This window comes from Streptomyces sp. NPDC002206 (assembly GCF_053593595.1).
Map to the genome: position 1 here is coordinate 943,902 of NZ_JBSFCW010000001.1, position 20,561 is coordinate 964,462.

Consider the following 20,561-nt stretch of genomic DNA (forward strand, 5'->3'; position numbering starts at 1 on the left):
GCTCCGGGGCCGTATCCCCGGCAGCGGCATGGGTCACCCGCGGGCCAGGACACGTCCCGTACCCGGACGGCGAGCGAGTGGCCGGACATCCCGCTCGTCGACACCTACGCGCCACCTACCTCGCATGGGGCACACTGGACGTTTGGCCGCACGGGCGGCCGCACCACGTAGAAAGGGCCGAGACGCGTGACCGGACCCCTCATCGTCCAAAGCGACAAGACACTGCTCCTGGAAGTCGACCACGGCCAGGCCGATGCCTGCCGTCGCGCGATCGCGCCCTTCGCGGAACTGGAGCGGGCGCCAGAGCACATCCACACCTACCGGCTGACCCCCCTCGGGCTGTGGAATGCACGCGCCGCCGGGCACGACGCCGAGCAGGTCGTCGACGCGCTCGTGCAGTACTCGCGCTATCCGGTACCGCACGCGCTGCTCGTCGACATCGCCGAGACGATGGCCCGGTACGGCCGCCTCACGCTCTCCAAGCATCCGGTCCACGGCCTGGTGCTGACCTCCACGGACCGGCCCGTGCTGGAGGAGATCCTCCGGTCGAAGAAGGTCCAGCCGCTGGTCGGGGCCCGGATCGACCCGGACACCGTGGCGGTGCACCCGTCCGAGCGCGGTCAGATCAAGCAGACGCTGCTGAAGCTGGGCTGGCCGGCCGAGGACCTCGCCGGGTACGTCGACGGCGAGGCGCACCCGATCGAGCTGGCCGAGGACGGCTGGGCACTGCGGCCGTACCAGAAGCAGGCCGTCGAGGGGTTCTGGCACGGTGGCTCCGGTGTCGTCGTACTGCCCTGTGGTGCGGGCAAGACGCTGGTCGGGGCCGGTGCGATGGCGGAGGCCAAGGCGACCACGCTGATCCTGGTGACGAACACCGTCTCGGCCCGGCAGTGGAAGCACGAGTTGGTGAAGCGGACGTCGCTGACCGAGGACGAGATCGGCGAGTACAGCGGTACGCGCAAGGAGATCCGGCCGGTCACCATCGCCACGTACCAGGTGCTGACGACCCGCCGTAAGGGCGTCTATCCGCATCTGGAGCTGTTCGACTCCCGCGACTGGGGCCTGGTGATCTACGACGAGGTGCATCTGCTGCCCGCACCCGTCTTCAAGTTCACCGCCGACCTGCAGGCCCGGCGGCGGCTCGGCCTCACCGCGACGCTCGTCCGGGAGGACGGCCGCGAGTCGGACGTCTTCTCGCTGATCGGCCCCAAGCGGTTCGACGCGCCGTGGAAGGAGATCGAGGCGCAGGGGTACATCGCGCCTGCCGACTGTGTCGAGGTCCGGGTCAATCTGACGGACTCGGAGCGGCTGGCCTACGCGACCGCCGAGGCCGAGGAGAAGTACCGGTTCTGCGCGACGACCGCGACGAAGCGGAAGGTGACGGAGGCGCTGGTACGCAAGCACCGGGGCGAGCAGACCCTCGTCATCGGGCAGTACATCGACCAGCTCGACGAGCTGGGCGAGCATCTGGACGCCCCGGTGATCAAGGGCGAGACGAGCAACGCACAGCGCGAGAAGCTCTTCGAGGCGTTCCGCCAGGGCGAGCTCAGCGTCCTCGTCGTGTCGAAGGTCGCGAACTTCTCGATCGACCTGCCGGAGGCGACCGTCGCCATCCAGGTGTCGGGCACGTTCGGCTCACGGCAGGAGGAGGCACAGCGGCTCGGCCGGGTGCTGCGGCCGAAGGCGGACGGGCACGAGGCCCGGTTCTACTCGGTGGTCGCACGCGACACGATCGATCAGGACTTCGCGGCACACCGCCAGCGGTTCCTGGCCGAGCAGGGGTACGCGTACCGGATCGTGGACGCGGACGAGCTACTGACGGACAACTGAGCAGCTGAACCGAGCGGTCCGGCGCGGGGGCCGGGCTCGTCGCCTCCGCGCCGGAGGCTCGTACCGGAGCGGTGGCGCGAGCTCGGTGGCCCCGCCGTACTCAGTGTTCGCGGCGTGCGGAGTGGTCGTGCTGTTCTCGATGGTCGCGGCGGAGGACGCCCGCCTCCTCCGCGTACTCGCCGAGGACGGCCACGTCGAACGCGGCGCGTGCGAAAACCTTCACGGCGCGCACGGCGTCGCCGACGTGGTGGGTGGGCGGGTGACCGGTGGCGGCCGTCGCGCCGTGCGCGGGGCCGGTCCCGTGTGGGTTCAGGCTGGCGGTGCTCATGTAATCCATGGTCCTGCGCCCGTCCCGTAAAGGCATCGGCCCGCGGACGGAATCCCCGTGGTCTTCGCATAGGCCTCCGGTCGCATGCCGTCCCCTACGGGATGGGGCGGGGGAGGGACCGGGGTGGGCCGGGCAGCTCAATTCGTTCGACCCCGCCGATCGCGGTCGATACAATCGCCGGTCTGCCCGCCTCCCGCACCGTGGTACCGGCTCGTCGCCGGCAGCCGGGGGAGCGCCGCCGACCGGACGGAAACCGGCCGACAGTCGTACGTGCACCTGCGTGCGTACCCCGTGATCGATCCTCGAGCGGACCGCATCGCCCCCTGGCCGTAACCGGGAGCGAGCTGCGGGCCGCCGTCCTGCGTTGAAAAGCCGGAGGCAACACCGTGCCCGCGCACGAACACGAAAGCGACACCACCACCGATCCGCTGGCTCGCGAGCGCGCCCATCTCGCGGCGTCCCGGGCCGCGTTGCGCGCCATGCGTGAGGACGCCCAGGCCCTCGACATCCGCGATGTCACCGCGAACTGGGTCAACGCCGCCGTCCTCCAGGCCCAGATCGACGAACGCATCAAGTCGCTCGCCGACCTCTCCCACACCCCGCTCTTCTTCGGCCGCCTCGACTATCTGCACCCGGTCGGTGCCGAACAGGCCGAGGGCGCGGAGGGAGAGCAGTTCTACATCGGGCGGCGACATGTCCATGACGCCGACGGCGATCCGATGGTCATCGACTGGCGTGCGCCCGTCTCGCAGCCGTTCTACCGGGCCTCGAAGAAGGACCCGCAGGACGTCGGACAGCGCCGCCGCTTCGGATACACCGGCGGCGAGCTGACCGCGTACGAGGACGAGCACCTCAGCGACCCCACCGAAGCCGCGCAGACCAGCAAACTGCTGCAGGCGGAGATCGAGCGGCCGCGCGTCGGTCCGATGCGCGACATCGTGGCGACGATCCAGCCCGAGCAGGACGAGATCGTCCGCAGCGGGCTCGGCGGGACGGTCTGCGTGCAGGGAGGGCCCGGAACCGGCAAGACCGCCGTCGGCCTGCACCGGGTCGCGTATCTGCTGTACGCGCACCGCGAGCGGCTCGCCCGCACCGGCACGCTGGTCATCGGGCCGAACCGGTCGTTCCTCCACTACATCGAGCAGGTGCTCCCGGCCCTCGGTGAGCTGGAGGTGAAGCAGGCGACCGTCGACGATCTGGTGGCGGCGCATGTCGAGGTGCGGGGTTCGGACGCGGCGGAGGCGGCCGTCGTCAAGGGGGACGCCCGGATGGCGGAGGTGCTGCGGCGGGCGATCCGTTCGCATGTGACGCTGCCGACGGAGCCGGTGATGGTGGTGCGCGGTTCGCGCCGCTGGCGGGTGCCCGCGTACGAACTGGAGGAGATGGTCACCGAGTTGCTGGCCCGCGACATGCGGTACGGCGCGGCGCACGAGGCGCTTCCGCAGCGCATCGCGCACGCCGTCCTGGTACGGATGGAGGAGGCCGGTGAGGCCCCCGACGACCGGGTGCAGAACGCAGTGGCCCGCACTCCCGCGGTCAAGGCGGCCGTGAAGGCGATCTGGCCCGCCGTCGACCCGGCAAAGCTGGTGCTGCGACTGCTCTGCGACCCGGAGTTCCTGGCCGCGCACGCGGACGGGCTGCTCACCGAGGACGAGCAGAAGACGATCCTGTGGACGAAGCCGGCCCGGAGCGTGAAGTCGGCGAAGTGGTCGGCGGCGGACGCGGTGCTGATCGACGAGGCGAGCGATCTGGTGGCGCGTACGCACTCGCTCGGCCATGTCGTCCTCGACGAGGCGCAGGACCTCTCCCCCATGCAGTACCGGGCGGTGGGCCGCCGCTGCACGACCGGTTCGGCGACCGTGCTCGGCGACCTGGCGCAGGGGACGACGCCGTGGTCGACGGAGAGCTGGGCGCAGGCGCTGCACCACCTGGGCAAGGCGGACGCCGTGGTGGAGGAGCTGACGGCGGGCTTCCGTGTGCCGAGGGAGGTCATCGCGTACGCGTCCCGGCTGCTGCCGGTGATCTCGCCGGGTCTCGCGGAGGTGGAGTCGGTGCGTGAGTCGCCGGGTTCACTGGCGGTACGCGAAGTGGCCGGCCCGGCCGCTCTGGACGCGGCGGTGCTCGCGGCTTGCGAGGAGTCGCTGACGCAGGAGGGGTCGATCGGCCTGATCGCGGCTGACGCCCGGATCCCGGCGCTGGCCGAGGCGCTGACGGCGGCGGGGCACTCGTATCTGTCCCCCGGCGAGGAGACGACGGCCGAGTCCCGGCTGACGCTGGTCCCGGCGTCGCTGGCGAAGGGGCTGGAGTACGACTATGTGGTGCTGGACGAGCCGGCGGCGGTGGTCGACGGCGAGCCGGACGAACGCACGGGCCTGCGCCGGTTGTATGTGGCGCTGACCCGTGCGGTGTCGGGATTGACGGTGGTGCACGCGGCGGGGTTGCCGGAGGCGCTCGGGGGTACCGGGGCCGCCCGGTAGCCGCCGAGCCTCAATCGCCGGACGGGTTCGGCTCTCCGGCCCGTCCAGGGGGTCTCCCCAGGCCCTTGAGGCCATGGGGGAGGTTGAGGACGGACCCGGTCACGCCGGTGAGCCGTCCTGTCCGTCGAGCCGCGCCCGCCACTCCCGTACCGCTGCCTCGTCCACCGGCGCGTCCCATCCCTTGGGTCGCGCCGCACCCCCGATGTGCACTGCGTCGATGCCCGCGGCCAGCAGCTCCGGCAGGTGTTCGAGCCGCAGCCCGCCCCCCACCAGGATCTGCGGCTCGTAGCCGGGCTCGCCCTTCCGTGCCGCCTCGACGAGCAGCACCGGAATGCCGTCGTCGACGCCGAGCGCCGATCCGGCCGTGAGGTACGTGTCGAGGCCGGGCAGGTCCGCCAGCTGCTTGCGCAGGGCGTCCCGGTCAGTGGCGCGGTCGATCGCGCGGTGGAACGTCCAACTGCAGCCGTCCAGCTCGGCGACGAGCCGCTCGACGGCCACGAGGTCCGCGTGGCCCTGCGCGTCCAGGAAGCCGAGGACGAATTCCTCGGCGCCCTCGGCCCGCAGCTCGCGCGCCTTCCGTACGAGTACGTCGATGTCACCGGCCGCGAAGCCGTCCGCCACTCTGAGCATCACCCGCAGCGGGATGTCGACTGCGGCACGGATCTTCGCGAAGGTCGCGCAGGACGGGGTCAGTCCGTCCGCCGCCATGTCGGTGACCAGCTCGAGCCGGTCTGCACCACCCGCCTGGGCAGCGACCGCGTCCTCCGCGTCGAGAGCGATCACCTCCAGGACTGCACGGTTGCTCATGGGACCCCATTCCTCCAGTAAACAGCTATAGGTCTAGTCCAATGGCCAGCCTACGGGTCAGTCGGCTGAAGGCGCAGCTTCCCTGCGGACGTGAAGATACGCGAGGTCAGAGGGGTGCCCGACGGCCGGACACGCCCGGGTCCGCGGCCCGGCATCGGATCCACCCTTGCGCTTCATAGGGGTGGGGGGTATACATGCATCAGTATCAGATACCCCCTAGGGGTATATATCTGCCAGGGAGGACACCGTGCCCGCGCACACCGCCGCAACCGGCACCGGCACCACCGCAGAGGTCGAGCTCTCCATCGGCGGCATGACCTGCGCATCGTGCGCGGCCCGCATCGAGAAGAAGCTCAACCGGATGGACGGCGTCACCGCCACCGTCAACTACGCCACCGAGAAGGCCAAGGTCAGCTACCGGGGCGAGGACATGTCCGTGCAGGACCTGATCGCCACCGTCGAGAAGACCGGCTACACGGCGCAGGAGCCCGCGCCTCCGGTACGCACCGAGGAGTCCACGCCCGCCGCCGAGGACGGGGCCGACGCGCTCCGCCCGCTGCGGCAGCGGCTGCTCACCGCCGTCGTGCTCGCCGTCCCGGTGATCGCGATGGCGATGATCCCGGCGCTGCAGTTCATGTACTGGCAGTGGCTCTCACTGACCCTGACCGCCCCCGTCGTCACCTACGCCGCCTGGCCGTTCCACCGCGCCGCCTGGACCAACGCCCGGCACGGCGCGGCGACGATGGACACACTGATCTCCGTCGGCACATCGGCCGCGTTCCTGTGGTCCGTGTGGGCGCTGTTCTTCGGCACGGCCGGGATGCCGGGGATGACGCACCCCTTCGAGCTGACCATCGGCCGCAGCGACGGCGCCGGGAACATTTATCTGGAGGCCGCGGCCGGAGTCACCGCGTTCATCCTGGCCGGCCGCTGGTTCGAGGCCCGCTCCAAGCGGAAGGCCGGCGCGGCACTCAAGACGCTCCTGGAGCTGGGTGCCAAGGAGGTCACCGTGCTGAGGGACGGCCGCGAGGTGACCGTGCCGACAGCTGAGCTGCAGGTCGGGAACCGGTTCCTGGTCCGCCCCGGGGAGAAGATCGCCACCGACGGCACCGTCGTCGAAGGCGCCTCGGCGGTGGACGCGTCGATGCTCACCGGCGAGTCCGTGCCGGTCGAGGTCGGCGTCGGTGACGCCGTCACCGGTGCCACGCTCAACGCGGGCGGCCGGCTCGTCGTCGAGGCGACACGGATCGGCGCCGACACCCAACTGGCACGGATGGCAAAGCTCGTCGAGGACGCGCAGAACGGCAAGGCGGCGGCCCAGCGGCTGGCCGACAGGATCTCCGCGGTGTTCGTGCCCGTCGTGATCGTGCTCGCGCTCGGCACGCTCGGGTTCTGGCTCAGCAACGGGGCGGGCCTGACAGCCTCGTTCACCGCCGCCGTCGCCGTACTGATCATCGCCTGCCCGTGCGCCCTCGGCCTCGCCACGCCCACCGCCCTCATGGTCGGCACGGGGCGCGGCGCCCAGCTCGGCATCCTGATCAAGGGGCCCGAGGTCCTGGAGACCACACGCCGCGTCGACACGATCGTCCTCGACAAGACCGGCACGGTCACGACCGGCCGGATGACACTGCTGGACGTCCACGTGGCGGCGGACACGGCGGACAAGGCGCAGGTGCTGCGGCTGGCCGGCGCCCTGGAGCACGCCTCCGAGCACCCCATCGCCCAGGCGGTCGCCGCCGGCGCCCGCGAGCGGACCGGGGCCGCCCTTCCCGCCGTCCAGGACTTCGCCAACCTCGCGGGACTCGGCGTCCAGGGTGTTGTCGAGGGTCACGCCGTCCTCGTCGGCCGTGAGCAGCTGCTCGCCGAGTGGGAGATCCACCTGCCTGAGGAACTGGCCCGGAAGAAGGCGGCGGCGGAATCGGCCGGACGGACGGCCGTCGCGGTGGCATGGGACGGCGAGGCGCGGGCCGTCCTGGAGGTCGCCGACGCGGTGAAGGACACCAGCACGGAGGCGATCGCACGGCTGCGGGCTCTCGGTCTGACACCGATCCTCCTCACCGGGGACAACCGGGCGGTGGCGGAGTCGGTCGCGGCAGAGGTCGGGATCGACCGGGACAACGTGTACGCGCAGGTCATGCCCGAGGACAAGGTCGATGTCATCAAGCGGCTGCAGGCCCGGGGCCGTTCGGTCGCGATGGTCGGCGACGGGGTCAACGACGCGGCGGCGCTGGCCCAGGCGGACCTGGGCCTGGCGATGGGCACGGGCACGGACGCGGCGATCGAGGCCGGCGACCTGACCCTGGTCCGCGGGGACCTACGGGCGGCGGCGGACGCGATCCGGCTGTCGCGGAAGACGCTGGGGACGATCCGTACGAACCTGTTCTGGGCGTTCGCGTACAACGTGGCGGCGCTGCCGCTGGCCGCGGCGGGGCTGCTGAACCCGATGATCGCGGGGGCGGCGATGGCGTTCTCGTCGGTGTTCGTGGTGGGCAACTCGTTGCGGCTGCGGGGGTTCCGCGCGGCGGCGTAGCACCGGCTCCGCGGGGCCGGTGCTCAGCCCGCGCTCACGAACCGCACCCGCGTGCCCGGCGCCGCCTGTGCCGCCCCCGCGAGCGCGGTCTCGTCCACGACCCCGACGACCGGGTAACCGTTCCTGACCGGTGCGCGTAAGTGAATCCTGGACCCACTGCTGCGTACTGGGCGCATCCCGAACGGTTTTGGATGCACTGGGTTCCCGTTTTCGCTTCCCGCTCGGCGACGGCCCTCCAGGGGGCCGGTCCGTTGTGGGCGGGCGGGTTTGGGGGCGCGGCCTCGCGGGCGGAGTCCGCGCATCGCACTGGGCCCGACCCCGCACGGGCGCGGGGGTCGTGCTGGCATCATGGGTTCGTCATGGTCGCGTGCAGCCTGCCTCGGTGGGCGAGTTGGGGGAAACGTGGATGCTCTGACAGTCGCCGGCGAGATCGCGCCGTACGTCACAGCGGCGGTCGGCGCCTACGGCACTGCTGTACTGACCCGCGCCGCTGACGCGAGCGCGGATGCCACGGTCACGCTGGGCCAGCGCATCCTGCAGCGCATCCGGGGGAGCCAGGAAGGCGCCGACGGTTCGGACCGGTTCGACCGAGCGGTGGCGGAGGCGGCGGAAGCCCCCGGGGACGAGGACTTCCAGGCCATGCTCCGGGTCCAGATCAAGAGGGCGCTACTCGCCGACGCCGAGCTCACGGCGGACATCACGCGCCTGCTCTCCCAGTCCCCGGTGTCCTTCACGGCCTCGGGCGACGGCTCGGTCGCCGTCCAGCACAACTCCGGGGTCATCAGCACCGGAAGCAACGCCCAGATCCAGCGGTGAGCGCCATGATTCCCGTGCAGTCGCCCGACGGCCCCGGACAGATCGGTTCCCCGCGCTGGGAGGCGTCCGGCGAGCGTGCCGTCGCCCTGGACACGAACACGGGGATCATCAGCACAGGCCCGGGGGCCACCATCTACACGGCCCCCGCCGTCCAACTCCCCCCGGCCCAGACCGTCGCGGGACCCCGTGGTCAGCACAACCACAACCTGCCGCGCCCTCCCAGCGCCCTGTTCGTCGGCCGCGACGACGATGTCATCAGGATCGGTACGGCGCTCGCGGCGGAGAGCGAACCCGTCACGCGGATCCTGGTCGGTCTCGGTGGCGTCGGCAAGACGAGCCTTACGTTGCAGTACGCCCACCGGTACAGGGCCGAGTACACGACGGTGTGGTGGATCACCGCCGACAATCCGGACGCCATCACGGCCGGGCTCGCAGCGCTCACCAGCCGCCTGCTGCCCGACCTCGCGGCCCCGGCCACCACCAACGCGCTGGCCGAATGGGCGATCACCTGGTTCCAGACGCATCCTGGCTGGCTCGTGGTGTTCGACAACGCGGACGACCCGAGCCACCTTGCGCCGGTCATCAGCCAACTCGACACCGGCCGCCATCTGATCACCAGCCGCCGCACGGCGGGCTGGCACCATCTGGCTGCGCCGCTCCGCCTCGATGTGCTCAGCCCGAGCGACGCCGCCGAGCTACTGACTCGCACAGCCGGCAGTCACGCCGTGAGCGACAAGCCGGTCGTGGCCGAACTTGCAACGGAACTAGGGCACTTGCCGCTCGCACTGGAGCAGGCCGGTTCGTATATCCACAACCACGCAATCACCTTCGCCGCGTATCTGGAACGGGTGCGGCGCTACCCGGCCCGCATGTTCGCCACGGCCTACGCGGGCAGCACCGACCAGCGCACCATCGCTCGCGTCTGGCGCGTGACGCTCAGCACCATCGCCGATCGGGACCCGCTCGCCGTGGAGATCCTGCGCACCCTGGCCTGGTTCGCTCCGGACCGACTGCCGCAGGACCTCATCACGACAATCGACGACGATCTCCTGGCGGTGGACGACGCGCTGGCGCTCCTCGCCAGCTACAGCATGATCACCCTGGCACCACCCAACCTTCGCGTCCACCGCCTGGTCCAGGCGGTGGCCCGCACGGCGGACCCCGCCGACCCACTGCGTACGGAGGAGGCGATCTCGGTGGCAAGAGACCGGGCGGCGAGGATCCTTCTGGACAGCCTGCCGGGCGGGGGGACCGACGGGGAATCCGGCGCCGCGTCCATCGCTGTCCCCCAGTGGCCCAGTTGGCGAAGCCTTCGCCCGCACATCGAAGCCTTCATCGAGCTGGTGCCGCACGACGAGGACACCGCAGACATCGCCGCCGTCCTTCACGAGATGTCCCGCTTCCTGCTGGACCAGGGCCACGTCCCCCAGGCCGCGCGTTACAGCGAACGAGCCCTCGCCGCCCGCGAGCGCGTACTCGGGGGCGACGACCCCGACACCCTCTCCACCCGCAACCAGCTCGGGAACATCTACCGCGCCGCCGGGGATCTCCGCCGGGCGATCCCTCTGTACGAACGGACCGTCGCCGACCGCGAGCGCGTGCTTGGCGGCGACCACCCGGACACCCTCTCCACCCGCAACTACCTCGCCAACGCGTACCGCGACTCGGGTCGCGTCGACTGGTCGATCCCGCTGTACGAACGCACTCTGGCCGATCGGGAACGGGTTCTCGGCCGAGACCACCCGGAGACCTTGATCTCCCGCAACAATCTCGCGAGCGGCTACCGCGACGCGGGCGATCTCGGACGTGCGATTCCCTTCTTCGAAGCCACCCGCGCCGACGCCGAGCGAGTGCTGGGCCAGGATCACCCCCGGACGCTCCTCTTCCGGAACAATCTCGCCACCGCCTACGAGGCGGCGGGCGATCTGACCCGCGCCCTCCCCCTGTACGAGAGCACACTCGCCGACCGGGAAAACCTCCTCGGCGCCACCCACCCCGACACCCTCACCACGCGCAACAATCTGGCCGGCGCCTTGCAGGACACCGGCGACCTGCCACGCGCCATCGAGCTGTACGAGTACACGCTGGCGGACTCGGAGCGGGTGCTCGGTCCCGAACACCCCCGTACGCTCCTCGTCCGCAGCAATCTGGCTGACGCGCTGTCGCAGGCAGGCGACCGCGAGGAGGCCAGGTCACGGTGGGAGTCGGTCCTCAACGACTCCGAGCGCCTGCTGGGTGCCGACCACCCCGACACCCTTCTCGTCCGCAGCAATCTGGCCGGCGCCCTGCTCGACGCGGGTGACCTGGGACGGGCCACCGCGCTATGGGAGTCGGTCGTCGCCGACTCGGAGCGCGTCCTCGGCGACGACCACCCGGACACGCTCCTCGCCCGGAGCAATCTCGCCCGCGCCGGCCGCTCGGTCGAGCTGTCGGAGCGCGCGCTCGCCGACTGCGTACGCGTCCTTGGCGACGACCACCCTCGGACCATCACCACTCGCCGCGATCTGGCGCTCGCCCACGCCGCGGCGGGCGATCTGCTGCACGCGATCGCGGTGTGCGAGCGCGCGTTCCACGACTCCGTGCGGGCGCTGGGCGCGGACCATGCGCGGTCGCGCGCCGTACGGACCACCTCGGCGCGCCTGCGCCGCGGGTTGATCGTGAGGGTGCCTCCGTACAACGGGGCCGGATCCTGGCGGGTTCTCGTGAACGGCAGTTGACGGACCCCTCCCACCCAAGGCCGCTCTGGCTCAGCTGCGCATTCGGCGGGGTCCGAACAGGTGGGCGCCCGGCCGTTCGCGTCCGCCCTGCGGCCTCACCGCCGACGATCACCGACCCGACTGGAGGTGGTCATCTAGGGTCGTCCCATGACCGACAGCTCGCGCGAAAGCAGTGCCCCCGGGGCGGGCAGCGTTCACGAGGCAGGAACTGCCGCCGATGTCCTCCGTGGCCGCTGGCAGGAAGCACTCGCCGGCGCCCGGGGCGGCTCCGGCGGTCCCGACCCCGTGCCGTACGCCGACAACCTGCTGGCCCGTTGGGCCGAACCGCAGCGCCGATACCACACCACCGCCCATCTGACGGCGGTCCTCGACCGCATCGACACACTGGCCGGCCACGCCGCCGCCCCGGACGCCGTCCGCCTCGCCGCGTGGTTCCACGACGCGGTGTATCGCCCGGACCGCTCCGAGAACGAGGAACGCAGCGCCGCTCTGGCCGAGCGCGCCCTGCCCGAGGCCGGTGTCCCGGACGACATCACCGCCGAAGTGGCGCGGCTGGTCCGACTCACCGTCACTCACGACCCCGCGGCCGGCGACACCAACGGCGAGGTGCTGTGCGACGCGGATCTGGCGATCCTGGCGGCCGCCCCCAAGGAGTACGCGGAGTACGCGGCGCAGGTACGGGAGGAGTACGGCTTCGTCCCCGACGACGCGTTCCGGGACGGCCGGGCAGCCGTACTGCGTCAACTGCTGGGGCTGCCGCGACTGTTCCGTACGCCGCACGGGATCGCGGAGTGGGAGCCGCGCGCCCGGCAGAACCTGCTGACGGAGCTCGAGCTGCTCACCCGTTGAGACAGTCGGCACGATCCGCCGATACGGGAATGTAACGGACTGCATCGTCGTTGGCACCTGTCATGCCCGACTCTGCCGTTCGTCATCGCACCCGTATGCCCTTGGCCGTATACATTTTGGGGCTCTCGGTTTTCGCCCTCGGTACGAGCGAGTTCATGCTCTCCGGGCTGCTGCCGCCGATCGCCGACGACATGAATGTGTCGATCCCCCGGGCCGGGCTCCTGATATCCGCCTTCGCCATCGGCATGGTGATCGGCGCACCCCTGCTCGCCGTGGCCACGCTCCGGCTGCCGCGCCGGACCACCCTCATCACACTGATCTCGGTCTTCGGCCTCGGGCAGGTCGCGGGTGCGCTCGCTCCGACGTACGAGGTGCTCTTCGCGTCCCGTGTGGTGAGCGCCTTCGCGTGCGCCGGGTTCTGGGCCGTCGGTGCGGCGGTCGCCATCGCGATGGTGCCGGTGAACGCGCGGGCCAGAGCGATGGCCGTGATGATCGGCGGGCTGTCGATCGCGAACGTCCTCGGCGTACCGCTGGGGGCGTTCCTCGGTGAGAACCTCGGCTGGCGGTCGGCGTTCTGGGCGGTCGGTGCGGCGTCGGCGGTGGCTCTGGCCGGTGTGGCGACGCTGATCCCCCGCATCCCGCTCCCTGCGGAGAAGCCGCAGCTCAAGCGGGAGATGTCCATCTACCGTGACCGTCAGGTGTGGCTGTCCATCGTGGTCACGGCGCTTGCGGCGGGCGGGGTCTTCTGCGCGTTCAGCTATCTCGCGCCGCTGCTGACGGATGTCGCCGGGCTGGACTCGGGCTGGGTGCCGACGGTCCTCGCGCTGTTCGGGATCGGTGCGCTGATCGGTACGACGATCGGCGGCCGGGTCGCGGATGCGCACCTCTTCGGGGTGCTGATGAGCGGCATCGCGGCGTCGACGGTCTTCCTGGTCGCGCTGGCACTGTTCGCCTCGAACCAGGTCGCCGCGGTCGCGCTCGCGTTCCTGCTGGGCCTGTCGGCGTTCTACACGGCCCCGGCGCTGAACGCCCGGATGTTCAACATCGCGGGCGCGGCCCCGACCCTGGCGGGTGCGACGACGACTGCCGCGTTCAATCTGGGCAACACGGGCGGCCCCTGGCTGGGCGGCACGGTGATCGACGCGGACTTCGGGTTCGCGGCGACGGCCTGGGCGGGCGCGGCGATGACGGTGCTGGCGCTGGTGGGGGTGGTGTGGTCGCTGCGGCTGCAGGGCGGGGGCAGGTCGCGCCGGGTGACCGGTTCGCCCGCAGCGGCGGCGGCTTCGCCGGAGGCATCTGTGGAAGCACCTGCCCCGGCGGTGTGACCCCGGCGGCCGCGTCGGCCGCATCCGTTCAGCTGCCGGGAACCGGGCGTCCCTTGGGGCGTCGCAGTCCGGCGTCCGTCAGCCGTCGCACCAGTTCCTTGGAGCCGATCTCCCGGGCCCCGGCCCGCACCGCGTCCGCGTACCGGGTCTCCGGTACGTCGTAGTGGTCGCGCTCGAAGGCCTTCGGCGGGCAGCCGATCGAGGCGGCGAAGGCGTGCAGCTCCTCGAACGAGACATCGCTGACCAGGTGCGACCAGAGGCGTCCGTGACCCGGCCAGTCCGGCGGGTCGATATAGACCGTCACCGGCGCAGCACCCCGCTCAGCGCGCCGACGCGCGCCACCATCACGGTCGCCTTGGTGCATACCCAGCGCGGGTCCGGCCCCAGTTCGGGTTCGACGTCGAGAGCGTGCGGGTCGCCGGCGTCGCAGACCGGGCAGAGCGGCCACCGGCCGTATCGCTCCAGCAGCGCGTCCTGGACGTCCTGGGCGACCAGGCCGACCAGGTACTCCACGCCGTCCGGCCACTGTTCGACCCACCAGCGCCGGTGCGTCACCGCGTCCTCGACGAGGGAGACGATTTCGGCCTCGGCGACGTCGCCGGCGGCGAGATCGGCCATCACCAGCGCGCGGGCGGTATGCAGCGCCTGCTCCAGGCGGTTCAACTCCATGGAGTCATTCTCACCCCGCACCCGACCGGCCTTCGCCGTAAGACGGCCTTCGGCACAGACAGATTCTCGGCACCGCCAGAGGTCGGGACCAAAGAGGGGTTGACGGGTCGCAGGGTTGAAAATATCTTTCAAATGTGACCAATGACCTGAAGGAAAGTTTCAGCGGTGATTCTCCGCCCGCACCGGCCGCCCTCGCGGCCAAGGTGCGGACGCTCGCGCCGTCCATGACCCGCTCCATGCAGCGGGTCGCCGAAGCCGTCGCCGGTGACCCCGCCGGCTGCGCCGCCCTGACGGTCACCGGTCTCGCCGAGCTCACCGGCACCAGCGAGGCGACCGTGGTACGCACGGCCCGCCTCCTCGGCTACCCCGGCTACCGGGATCTGCGCCTCGCCCTGGCCGGGCTCGCCGCCCACCAGCAGTCCGGCCGCGCCCCCGCGGTCACGGCGGACATAGCGGTCGACGACCCGATCGCCGATGTGGTCGCCAAGCTCGCCTTCGACGAGCAGCAGACCCTCGCCGACACGGCCGCCGGGCTCGACACGGTACAGCTCGGTGCCGCCGTCGCCGCCGCGTCGACCGCCCGCCGGATCGACATCTACGGCGTCGGCGCCTCCTCCCTCGTCGCCCAGGACCTGGGGCAGAAGCTGCTCCGGATCGGCCTGATCGCGCACGCCCACATGGACCCGCACCTGGCTGTGACCAATGCCGTGCAGCTCCGCTCCGGCGATGTGGCGATCGCGATCACCCACTCCGGCTCCACGGTCGATGTGATCGAACCGCTCCGGGTGGCCTTCGACCAGGGGGCGACGACGATCGCGATCACCGGCCGCCCCGACGGCCCGGTGACGCAGTACGCGGACCACGTGCTGACGACGTCCACCGCCCGTGAGAGCGAACTGCGCCCCGCCGCGATGTCGAGCCGTACGAGCCAGCTGCTCGTCGTGGACTGCCTGTTCATAGGCGTCGCCCAGCGGACGTACGAGACGGCCGCCCCGGCGCTGGCCGCCTCCTACGAGGCGCTCGCCCACCGGCACACCCCTCGCAGCACCCGCTGACCACAACGCCGTACCCGCTGAACCGCACGAGACACGAGATCGAGAAAGCAGAGCCGCTGTCCATGACCTCCACCACCGACGCCAACGCCGCGACGCCCGGCCAGGACTCCGAGTACGGGGAGCTGCGCGCCGAGCTCGCCACCCTCACCACCGAGGCCTTCCGGCCCGAGCTCGCCGAGATCGACCGGCTGGACACGCTGGAGATCGCCCGGATCATGAACGGCGAGGACCGGACCGTCCCGACCGCCGTCGCCGCCCGGCTGCCCGAGATCGCAGCGGCGATCGACGGCACGGCCGCCCGCATGGCCCGTGGCGGCCGGCTGATCTACGCGGGCGCGGGCACCCCCGGCCGGCTGGGCATCCTGGACGCCAGCGAGTGCCCGCCCACGTTCAACACCGACCCGTCCGAGGTCATCGGCCTGATCGCGGGCGGACCGTCCGCGATCATCACGGCCGTCGAGGGCGCCGAGGACAGCAAGGAGCTGGCCGCCGCCGACCTCGACGCCCTGGACCTCACCCCCGACGACACGGTGGTCGGCATCTCCGCCTCCGGCCGTACGCCTTACGCGATCGGGGCCGTCGAGCACGCCCGCGCCAAGGGCGCGCTGACCATCGGCCTGTCCTGCAACGCGGACTCGGCGCTCGGCGCCGCGGCCGAGCACCCCGTCGAGATCGTCGTCGGTCCCGAGCTGCTCACCGGCTCGACCCGGCTGAAGGCCGGTACGGCGCAGAAGCTCGTCCTCAACATGCTGTCGACGATCACGATGATCCGGCTCGGCAAGACGTACGGAAACCTCATGGTCGACGTCCGCGCCTCCAACGAGAAGCTGCGCGCCCGCTCCCGCCGGATCGTCGCCCTCGCCACCGGCGCATCCGACGAGGAGATCGAGGCCGCGCTCGCCGCCACCGACGGCGAGGTGAAGAACGCGATCCTCACCATCCTCGGCCGGGTCGACGGTCCCACCGCCGCCACACTCCTGTCCGCGTCCGACGGCCACCTCCGTGCCGCCCTCGCGGCCGCACCACGCACCACCACCTGACCCCATCCGGGGAACCGCTCCGACACCCCCCGCACAGCAAGGCACCACGCACCATGGCTACAGAAGACAAGAACCGCGCCACTGCCGCCGCGATCCTTCCGCTCGTCGGTGGCGCCGCGAACGTCAGCTCCGTCGTCCACTGCATGACCCGGCTCCGGCTGGGCCTGCACGACCGCTCGCTCGTCGACGACGAGGCCCTGAAGGCGCTCCCCGCCGTCATGGGTGTGGTCGAGGACGACACGTACCAGATCGTCCTCGGTCCGGGCACCGTCGCCCGGGTCACCCCGGAGTTCGAACAGCTGGTGCGGGAGGGCCGCGAAGCCGCCCCCGGACCGGCCACCGCGGCCGAGCCGGCCACTGCCACCGCCACCGCCACCGCCACCGCGGCCGAACTCGCCGCCCAGGGCGCCGCGATCAAGGCGGCGCGGAAGGCGAAGAACGCCACCCCGTTCAAGCTCTTCCTCCGGAAGATCGCGAACATCTTCGTACCGCTGATCCCGGCCCTCATCGGCTGCGGCATCATCGCCGGTCTCAACGGCCTGCTGAAGAACCTGGGCTGGCTGACGTCGGTGACGCCCGCGCTCGGCGCAATGGCGTCCGGCTTCATGGCGCTGATCGCCGTCTTCGTCGGCTACAACACGGCGAAGGAGTTCGGCGGCACGCCGATCCTCGGCGGTGCGGTCGCCGCGATCATCGTCTTCCCCGGCGTCGCGGACATCGAGGCCTTCGGCCAGAAGCTCTCCCCCGGCCAGGGCGGTGTGCTGGGCGCGCTCGGCGCGGCGGTCCTCGCGGTGTACGTGGAGAAGTGGTGCCGCCGCTGGGTCCCGGAGGCGCTGGACGTCCTGGTCACCCCGACGCTGACGGTGCTGATCTCCGGCCTGGTGACGATCTTCGGCCTGATGTACGTGGCCGGTGAGGTCTCCACCGCGATCGGCGACTTCGCCAACTGGCTGCTGTCCAACGGCGGTGCGGGCGCGGGTCTGGTCCTCGGAGGCTTCTTCCTCCCCCTGGTCATGCTGGGTCTGCACCAGGCGCTGATCCCGATCCACACCACCCTGATCGAGCAGCAGGGCTACACGGTCCTTCTCCCGATCCTCGCCATGGCGGGCGCGGGCCAGGTCGGCGCGGCCCTCGCGGTCTACCTCCGTCTCCCCCGCAACGAGTCGATCCGCAGGACCATCAAGTCGGCGCTCCCCGCCGGTCTGCTGGGCGTGGGCGAGCCCCTGATCTACGGTGTCTCGCTCCCCCTCGGCCGCCCGTTCATCACGGCGTGCGTGGGCGGTGCGTTCGGCGGGGCGTTCGTCGGCTTCTTCAACCAGCTCGGCAGCGCGGTCGGCTCCACGGCGATCGGCCCGTCCGGCTGGGCCCTGTTCCCGCTCCTCGACGGCAACCACGGCCTGGGCACGACGATCGCGATCTACGCGGGCGGCCTGCTGGTCGGCTACCTGGCGGGCTTCGTCGCCACGTACTTCTTCGGCTTCAGCAAGGACCTGCTGGCGGAGTTCAACGTGTCGCAGGAGCCGGCGGTTTCGACGGTCGCCGCAACCGGCACCCCGGCCGCCCCGGTCACCGACCCGGCACCGGAGCCGGCCCGCGCCTGATCCCATGACGCAACAGAGGGCGGCACCCGCACGGGTGCCGCCCTCACTGCTGCCCGGTCACGTCGGGAAGTCCGCGGTGAGCAGCGTCGTGCCGAAGGGCTCGGGGAGTGTGAGCGGCTTCCCGAACGGCACGGCGTCGGAGCGCTTGTACGTCCCGTCCTCGTTGGGCTCCGTGAACAGGGTGGCCATCGCCCCACGCGTGTCGAACCGATCGATCAGCAGGTACAGCGGCACGCCCGCGCGCGCGTAGGCGCGGTACTTCTTCGTCCGGTCGTCCCGGGCATTTCCCTTCGCGGTGATCTCGACGATGAGCAGGGCTTCCGACACGTCCATCGGATCGCTGGACTCCGGGTCGGCAGTATCGATCAGCTCCGAAGGCATGACCACAAGGTCCGGCACATAGAGCTTGTCGAGCGGGGCCACGTGGACACCGAGGGTCTGATAGATCTCCAGCTCTTCGGGCAGATCTGCGTAGAGCCTGCGCTGCACTTTGGCGGCAATACCGTTGTGATGCGCATGAGGCGGAGGTGCCAAGACGATCTGCCCTTCGTCGATCTCGGCGCGCCACCCCTCGGGCACGTCCAGTTCACGCCATGTCTGCAGCAGGTAGTCCCACGGGCGGCCCTCAGAGGCCTGGCCGTTCTCGACCATCGCGGCGGTCATCGCGGGTCCCTTCTCCTGTGGCCTGACAAAGGAGCGCAGATCGACGGTCTGCGGCGGCATGCCGCTTCCGTCAGCGCCCCACGACCGAGTGACGAACGCACGGATCCCCCCGCTGCCCCTGGACCTCGACGCTCGTACGGGAAGCCCCCCGCCCCGTAAGACAACAAGCCGACCGGCGGCCGGCGCCCGTCCCGAGCGCCACCCCCCACGTCTCTCACGGCAGCCGCCCCTCCCGGTTGACCTCCTTGACCCTGGCCCGCAGCACGTCCCCGGGCGAGGCCGGCTGCACGGACTCCGGTGGACAGTCCCACTCGGCCCCACCGCCCGGCGGACGCAGCTGCACGTACGGTCCGACGCGCCCCATCACGCGTCCCACCCGCCCGTCCCGCGCGTCCACCGCGTACGTCCCGGGCTTCGGCGTACACGGTTCGAGTCCCTCACCCGCCATGACCGGCCTCCCCGTCACACTTCTTCTCCAGAACGGCGCTCAGCCGCAGCGCCGTGTCGATGTTGCAGCGCCCGAGATCCACCAGCGGCGCGGGCTCGTTCCCCGCGCACGACACCGGATCGATCCGCAACGACGGCAGCGTGAGCTCCACGCCCTTCAACCCCTGTCTCAGCGTCTCCACCGCGTCCTCCGCCTCCTGCACTCTTCCGGCGGCAACCCGTCGTCGCTCCGTACTGGTCATCCTGCACACCTTCCACGCTCGGTAATCGCAATGCCTACCCAGCGTGTCCGACGCCCGACTAGTCTGGAAGTGGCGCAGGTCCAACAACCGCAGGTGTGTCACAGGGAGTTGCCATGCCGGGCCCCAAGAAACTCGACCCGTCCTCCTCGCCCCGCGCCCTTCTCGGCGCCGAACTCCGCCATCGGAGGGACAGCGCCGGCCTCTCACAGGAAGAACTCGGGCTCCCGCTCTTCGTCAGCGGCTCGTTCATCGGCCAACTGGAGTCCGGTACACGCCGGATGCAGTTGGACCAGGCCCAGAAGTTCGACGAAGTCCTGACGACGGACGGGTTCTTCGTGCGGAACTGCGTCGCCCTGAAGAAGTCGAAGTACCCGGACCACTTCGCGGAGGCGGCGGAGGCGGAGGCCGTCGCGAGGACCATCAAGGAGTACGCGCCGCAGCTGATCCCCGGGCTGTTGCAGACGGAGCCGTACGCACGGGCGGTGTTCCGCGCATACCAGCCGACAGCTCCGGAGAACGTGATCGACGATCTGGTCGCGGCGAGGCTGGAGCGGGCGCACCTGCTGTCCGATCCAACAACCTTCTTGGTTTGGGCGGTTCTGGACGAGGCGGCGTTACGTCGGGAGGCCGGCGGACCGGCAGTGATGGCAGAGGCGCTCAATCACGTACTGAAGCTGGCACGTGAACACCGGATCATCGTGCAGGTACTGCCGTTCAGTTCGGGCGCGCACATGGCCATGCAAGGCCCGCTCAAGCTGATGTCCTTCGATGACGCGCCCCCGCTCGTCTACCTTCAGGGCCTGGGTACAGGGAAGTTGCAGGATGATCCCGCAACCGTCAGGCACTACGAACTGACCTACGATCTGGTGGTGGCCAGCGCATTGTCACCGGAAGCGTCCCTGGCCCTGATCGAGTCGGTGGCGGAGGATCACGCCCATGAAGCTCAGCAGTTCTGACTATGACCTGGCCGCAGCAACCTGGCACAAGTCCTCACACAGCGGCGGAGACGGCGGGGACTGCCTGGAAGTCGCGGACGGCCACCCCGACATCGTCCCCGTCCGCGACTCCAAGGTCCCGGACGGCCCGGCGCTCGTCTTCCGAACGGCGGCGTGGTCGTCCTTCATCGCGGATCTCAAGCGCAGCTGAGGCCCGGGGCTCAAGCCCC

19 protein-coding genes are annotated in these 20,561 nt (G+C 70.9%); 12 read left to right on the forward strand and 7 right to left on the reverse strand.

Annotated features, from left to right (window positions below):
- Positions 1-186 precede the first annotated feature (186 nt).
- Positions 187-1,830: a DNA repair helicase XPB gene (locus tag ACWCP8_RS04445; protein WP_352265967.1), complete on the forward strand. Its 1,644-nt coding sequence runs from the start codon at positions 187-189 to the stop codon at positions 1,828-1,830.
- A gap of 100 nt (positions 1,831-1,930) precedes the next feature.
- Here the strand turns inward: ACWCP8_RS04445 and ACWCP8_RS04450 are convergent, their stop codons facing one another.
- A complete protein-coding gene (locus tag ACWCP8_RS04450) occupies positions 1,931-2,158 on the reverse strand; it encodes a hypothetical protein (protein WP_352265968.1) in 228 nt (75 codons plus the stop codon).
- A 386-nt stretch (positions 2,159-2,544) separates the two neighbouring features.
- Here ACWCP8_RS04450 and ACWCP8_RS04455 point away from each other — a divergent pair, with 386 nt between their 5' ends.
- The gene (locus ACWCP8_RS04455) at positions 2,545-4,635 is read left to right on the forward strand and encodes a HelD family protein (RefSeq protein WP_451114081.1); all 2,091 of its coding nucleotides are present in this window, start codon (positions 2,545-2,547) and stop codon (positions 4,633-4,635) included.
- A 99-nt stretch (positions 4,636-4,734) separates the two neighbouring features.
- Here the strand turns inward: ACWCP8_RS04455 and ACWCP8_RS04460 are convergent, their stop codons facing one another.
- Positions 4,735-5,442 (reverse strand): copper homeostasis protein CutC, encoded by a 708-nt coding sequence (locus ACWCP8_RS04460; RefSeq protein WP_352265970.1) that lies wholly within the window; start codon positions 5,440-5,442, stop codon positions 4,735-4,737.
- Positions 5,443-5,689: 247 nt separating this feature from the next.
- Between ACWCP8_RS04460 and ACWCP8_RS04465 the strand changes: the two genes are divergently transcribed.
- From ACWCP8_RS04465 to ACWCP8_RS04485, 5 genes are all read left to right on the forward strand, one after another.
- Positions 5,690-7,972 (forward strand): heavy metal translocating P-type ATPase, encoded by a 2,283-nt coding sequence (locus tag ACWCP8_RS04465; protein ID WP_451114082.1) that lies wholly within the window; start codon positions 5,690-5,692, stop codon positions 7,970-7,972.
- A 402-nt stretch (positions 7,973-8,374) separates the two neighbouring features.
- Entirely contained in the window at positions 8,375-8,788 is a 414-nt protein-coding gene (locus tag ACWCP8_RS04470) for a hypothetical protein (RefSeq protein WP_352265976.1), read from the forward strand.
- Between the two features lie 5 nt (positions 8,789-8,793).
- Entirely contained in the window at positions 8,794-11,505 is a 2,712-nt protein-coding gene (gene fxsT / locus ACWCP8_RS04475; protein WP_451114083.1) for an FxSxx-COOH system tetratricopeptide repeat protein, read from the forward strand.
- A 147-nt stretch (positions 11,506-11,652) separates the two neighbouring features.
- The gene (locus ACWCP8_RS04480) at positions 11,653-12,354 is read left to right on the forward strand and encodes an HD domain-containing protein (protein ID WP_451114084.1); all 702 of its coding nucleotides are present in this window, start codon (positions 11,653-11,655) and stop codon (positions 12,352-12,354) included.
- 95 nt (positions 12,355-12,449) lie between these two features.
- Positions 12,450-13,679, forward strand: coding sequence for a Cmx/CmrA family chloramphenicol efflux MFS transporter (locus ACWCP8_RS04485; RefSeq protein WP_451114085.1), 1,230 nt, complete (start codon positions 12,450-12,452; stop codon positions 13,677-13,679).
- A 28-nt stretch (positions 13,680-13,707) separates the two neighbouring features.
- Here ACWCP8_RS04485 and ACWCP8_RS04490 read toward each other — a convergent pair whose 3' ends face one another.
- Both ACWCP8_RS04490 and ACWCP8_RS04495 read right to left on the reverse strand, forming a co-directional pair.
- On the reverse strand, positions 13,708-13,983 hold the full coding sequence (locus tag ACWCP8_RS04490) for a DUF4031 domain-containing protein (RefSeq protein ID WP_093779569.1): 276 nt from the start codon (positions 13,981-13,983) through the stop codon (positions 13,708-13,710).
- Positions 13,980-14,348, reverse strand: coding sequence for a hypothetical protein (locus ACWCP8_RS04495; protein ID WP_326605085.1), 369 nt, complete (start codon positions 14,346-14,348; stop codon positions 13,980-13,982). The genes ACWCP8_RS04490 and ACWCP8_RS04495 overlap by 4 nt, the downstream gene beginning before the upstream one ends.
- Before the next feature lie 134 nt (positions 14,349-14,482).
- On the opposite strand from ACWCP8_RS04495, the gene ACWCP8_RS04500 reads away from it, so the two are divergent.
- The 3 genes from ACWCP8_RS04500 (at position 14,483) to ACWCP8_RS04510 (ending at position 18,044) form a co-directional block, all read left to right on the forward strand.
- The gene (locus tag ACWCP8_RS04500) at positions 14,483-15,403 is read left to right on the forward strand and encodes a MurR/RpiR family transcriptional regulator (RefSeq protein ID WP_267003431.1); all 921 of its coding nucleotides are present in this window, start codon (positions 14,483-14,485) and stop codon (positions 15,401-15,403) included.
- 62 nt (positions 15,404-15,465) lie between these two features.
- Positions 15,466-16,443 (forward strand): N-acetylmuramic acid 6-phosphate etherase, encoded by a 978-nt coding sequence (gene murQ, locus ACWCP8_RS04505; RefSeq protein WP_352265980.1) that lies wholly within the window; start codon positions 15,466-15,468, stop codon positions 16,441-16,443.
- A 53-nt stretch (positions 16,444-16,496) separates the two neighbouring features.
- Positions 16,497-18,044: a PTS transporter subunit EIIC gene (locus ACWCP8_RS04510; RefSeq protein WP_451114086.1), complete on the forward strand. Its 1,548-nt coding sequence runs from the start codon at positions 16,497-16,499 to the stop codon at positions 18,042-18,044.
- A 57-nt stretch (positions 18,045-18,101) separates the two neighbouring features.
- Here ACWCP8_RS04510 and ACWCP8_RS04515 read toward each other — a convergent pair whose 3' ends face one another.
- From ACWCP8_RS04515 to ACWCP8_RS04525, 3 genes are all read right to left on the reverse strand, one after another.
- The gene (locus tag ACWCP8_RS04515; RefSeq protein WP_451114154.1) at positions 18,102-18,707 is read right to left on the reverse strand and encodes a Uma2 family endonuclease; all 606 of its coding nucleotides are present in this window, start codon (positions 18,705-18,707) and stop codon (positions 18,102-18,104) included.
- 214 nt (positions 18,708-18,921) lie between these two features.
- Positions 18,922-19,155 (reverse strand): hypothetical protein, encoded by a 234-nt coding sequence (locus ACWCP8_RS04520; protein WP_352265983.1) that lies wholly within the window; start codon positions 19,153-19,155, stop codon positions 18,922-18,924.
- Complete coding sequence (locus ACWCP8_RS04525; RefSeq protein WP_352265984.1) at positions 19,145-19,396, reverse strand: hypothetical protein; 252 nt, start codon at positions 19,394-19,396, stop codon at positions 19,145-19,147. The genes ACWCP8_RS04520 and ACWCP8_RS04525 overlap by 11 nt, the downstream gene beginning before the upstream one ends.
- Before the next feature lie 113 nt (positions 19,397-19,509).
- Between ACWCP8_RS04525 and ACWCP8_RS04530 the strand changes: the two genes are divergently transcribed.
- On the forward strand, positions 19,510-20,352 hold the full coding sequence (locus ACWCP8_RS04530; RefSeq protein WP_451114087.1) for a helix-turn-helix domain-containing protein: 843 nt from the start codon (positions 19,510-19,512) through the stop codon (positions 20,350-20,352).
- Positions 20,333-20,542 (forward strand): DUF397 domain-containing protein, encoded by a 210-nt coding sequence (locus tag ACWCP8_RS04535; RefSeq protein WP_451114088.1) that lies wholly within the window; start codon positions 20,333-20,335, stop codon positions 20,540-20,542. The genes ACWCP8_RS04530 and ACWCP8_RS04535 overlap by 20 nt, the downstream gene beginning before the upstream one ends.
- The last annotated feature ends 19 nt before the right edge of the window (positions 20,543-20,561 follow it).

Bases quoted from the DNA above. Each gene is read 5' to 3' on its own strand.
- ACWCP8_RS04495 (WP_326605085.1), bottom strand. From the start codon at position 14,348: ATGGAGTTGAACCGCCTGGAGCAGGCGCTGCATACCGCCCGCGCGCTG.
- ACWCP8_RS04480 (WP_451114084.1), top strand. From the start codon at position 11,653: ATGACCGACAGCTCGCGCGAAAGCAGTGCCCCCGGGGCGGGCAGCGTT.
- ACWCP8_RS04515 (WP_451114154.1), bottom strand. From the start codon at position 18,707: ATGACCGCCGCGATGGTCGAGAACGGCCAGGCCTCTGAGGGCCGCCCG.
- ACWCP8_RS04485 (WP_451114085.1), top strand. From the start codon at position 12,450: ATGCCCTTGGCCGTATACATTTTGGGGCTCTCGGTTTTCGCCCTCGGT.
- ACWCP8_RS04460 (WP_352265970.1), bottom strand. From the start codon at position 5,442: ATGAGCAACCGTGCAGTCCTGGAGGTGATCGCTCTCGACGCGGAGGAC.
- murQ (WP_352265980.1), top strand. From the start codon at position 15,466: ATGACCTCCACCACCGACGCCAACGCCGCGACGCCCGGCCAGGACTCC.
- ACWCP8_RS04530 (WP_451114087.1), top strand. From the start codon at position 19,510: ATGCCGGGCCCCAAGAAACTCGACCCGTCCTCCTCGCCCCGCGCCCTT.
- ACWCP8_RS04525 (WP_352265984.1), bottom strand. From the start codon at position 19,396: ATGACCAGTACGGAGCGACGACGGGTTGCCGCCGGAAGAGTGCAGGAG.
- ACWCP8_RS04450 (WP_352265968.1), bottom strand. From the start codon at position 2,158: ATGAGCACCGCCAGCCTGAACCCACACGGGACCGGCCCCGCGCACGGC.
- ACWCP8_RS04520 (WP_352265983.1), bottom strand. From the start codon at position 19,155: ATGGCGGGTGAGGGACTCGAACCGTGTACGCCGAAGCCCGGGACGTAC.
- ACWCP8_RS04510 (WP_451114086.1), top strand. From the start codon at position 16,497: ATGGCTACAGAAGACAAGAACCGCGCCACTGCCGCCGCGATCCTTCCG.
- ACWCP8_RS04535 (WP_451114088.1), top strand. From the start codon at position 20,333: ATGAAGCTCAGCAGTTCTGACTATGACCTGGCCGCAGCAACCTGGCAC.
- fxsT (WP_451114083.1), top strand. From the start codon at position 8,794: ATGATTCCCGTGCAGTCGCCCGACGGCCCCGGACAGATCGGTTCCCCG.